Below are 2,503 nucleotides of genomic sequence, written 5' to 3' on the forward strand. Positions count from 1 at the left end.
CGCGATGTACCAAATTTTTGCCGTGAGCATAATCCAGTGCCCGGGTTATCTGCCGGAAGATGGCGACGGCGCGGGCGTAGGGCAAAGCCCCATCGCGCCCCAGAACATCCTTCAATGAGCCGCCAGCGAGAAATTCCATCGCCAGATAGATATGCCCCTGCTCTTCATCCATATAAAAGACCTGGACGATGTGCTCGTGCTTCAACTGCGCCACCAGGCGGGCTTCTTGGCGGAAACGCTCGATGAATTGAGGATCAGCGACCAATGAGGGGTGCAGCACCTTGACGGCCCGCTCAATCTGCAAGGCTTCATCGCGCGCCAGATATACCGTGCCATAGCCGCCGCGGCCAAGTTCTTGCAGTAATGTGTAGTTGCCAAGTTTGATGTTAAGATTCATAAGTTGTGCCTTTACGAAGTTTTTCGGAGAGTTGATATTTTCCGAGGGCGTTATCCATTTTGCTGCCCCTGCGCTCGTTTTAGTTGCCAAAGCATAACGCTGCCACCAATGGCCCCGCCGATTGCCCCGACGAAGGCACCGCTGCGAATGGCCACACTGGTGGTCCCGACGAAAGCCCAGACGCGGTGAGCTTGTATATCAATGGTGGGTATGTTGATGGTTGTCCTGCCGATTGCCCAGCTAACGATGGCCCCACCTATGGCCCACCCCAACGTAATCCATAAAATAGTTTTCCTATTAAATTCACGTCTATTCAATACCCAGCCCGTGATTAGCCCACCGATTAGCCCGCCGATTGCCCCGCTGAGGGTCCCGCTGAGGGTCCCGAGTGTCCCAACAGGGACTATCGCGTTGATTGCCCAGCCGATTGCTCTACCGAAAACTACCCCGCCGATTGCCCAACCCAATGAAATCCACATTACGGATTTCCAATTGAATTCACGACTTTTCATTATCCAACCCGTTATCAGCCCATTGATTGCTCCGCCGATTGCCCCACCGGTAATCCCGCCGATTATCCAATCGAATCCCCAGACGCCGTTGAACCCCCAGAATGCCCATTTGATAAATGTCCCAACGATTGCCCCGCCGATTGCCCAACCGATTGCCCAACCCAATGAAATCCACAGTATAACTTTCCAGGAAAAAGAAACGGGCTGAGGAGATATTAATTTCTCATCTACTCCAATATTAGTGTGTTGTTGGTTTTGTGTTTTTTTATCAAGCGTTGTTTTCTTTTCGGTTTCTCGCTGTTCCAGTGTTTCAGTTTTAAAATTTTCGATATTCTCAGCAGTTATTTGTTTAATTTCCATGTGTACATGCTGTTGCGCTGATATTTCCTTCAAAGCTGAAACAAATTCTCCAGCTACAGCAATGCGCTTACCTTCATCTCGATCTAGCGCTCTCTCTAACATAGCCCCAACACTCTCCGGCACACCATCTACCCACAGTGTCGGAAACTGCGGGCCGTCCAGCACGTGTTTGGTCATTACTTCCGGCGGGCTATCCCCAGCAAAGAGTACTTCACCGGTAAGCATTTCGTAGAACACGCAAGCCAGGCTGTAAACATCCGTGGCAGGGGTAACGTCTTTGCCGCGCCAGACTTCCGGGGCCATATAGGCCGGGGTGCCGATCATGGCTCCGCTGGCGCTCAGGGAGGCGCTGTTGGTCCCGGCGATGGCTTTGGCGAAACCAAAATCGCTCAGGCGCACGACAACGCGGGTTTCGCCGTTTATATCCTGCTCAAAGAGAATATTGGCCGGTTTGATGTCGCGATGCACCAATCCTTTTTGATGCGCAAAATCCAGCGCCTCAGCCACCTGACGGGTGATCTCCAGAGCGCGCTCGTAGGACAGGCGGCCTTGGCGCGCCAGCACATCCTTGAGCGATGCGCCCGGCATGTGCTTCATCACCAAAAAGAAGGAGCCTTCGTATTCGTCCAACTCGTAAACCGGCACAATATGAGGGTGCTCCAACTGGGCAGCGATTTTGGCTTCCCGCCGGAAGCGCTCGATGAATTCGGGGTCAGCGATCAGCGCCGGATGTAGTACTTTGACGGCGCGCTCCACATCCAGCACGGTTTCGCGGGCGCGGTAGACGGTTCCGTAGCCGCCGCGGCCAATTTCTTCAATGAGTTCGTATTTGCCAAGTTTTGTCATGTCTTTTCCTTCGGAAGCGGTCAGTGATCAGCCGTCAGCTATCAGCGGTTTATCCGTGCTGACAGCTGATAGCTGATCGCTAAAACTACACACCTTCAAATTTATGCCCGCAATGCTCACAGTGCTTCGAGTCGGCATCCACAAACTGACCACAATTGGGACAAGTTTTTTGATTTTTGGCCGGGGTGCCCTGTGAAGACTGCGCGCCGCTACTCGAAATGACTTGCGGTCCGCCAGTTCCTGTAATCACGACTGGAGTACCGCTCTGATTTTTTGCAAAGGCCTGGGCGGTCTCGGCCACACGATCTAACGCGCGCTCGCTCGTCTCCTTGGCGCGAGCGGAGGCTTTATCCCAGGCATCAGCCACATCCTGAACACGTTTTTCAGA

General features: G+C 53.2%; 3 protein-coding genes. All 3 read right to left on the minus strand.

The window, feature by feature from the left end; genetic code table 11:
• Window positions 1-397 (minus strand): serine/threonine protein kinase (locus HN413_15550; GenBank protein ID MBT3391813.1); only part of this gene is annotated, 397 nt, incomplete at its 3' end.
• A gap of 50 nt (window positions 398-447) precedes the next feature.
• The gene (locus tag HN413_15555) at window positions 448-2,115 is read right to left on the minus strand and encodes a serine/threonine protein kinase (GenBank protein ID MBT3391814.1); all 1,668 of its coding nucleotides are present in this window, start codon (window positions 2,113-2,115) and stop codon (window positions 448-450) included.
• Between the two features lie 85 nt (window positions 2,116-2,200).
• Window positions 2,201-2,503, minus strand: a 303-nt coding sequence (locus HN413_15560) for a zinc ribbon domain-containing protein (protein ID MBT3391815.1), incomplete at its 5' end; no start/stop codon positions are given.

The sequence above is a fragment of the Chloroflexota bacterium genome (genome assembly GCA_018648225.1).
Classification (GTDB): Bacteria; Chloroflexota; Anaerolineae; order Anaerolineales; family UBA11858; genus NIOZ-UU35.

Coding starts and splice junctions, on each gene's coding strand:
- HN413_15555 (MBT3391814.1), bottom strand. CDS start 2,115: ATGACAAAACTTGGCAAATACGAACTCATTGAAGAAATTGGCCGCGGC.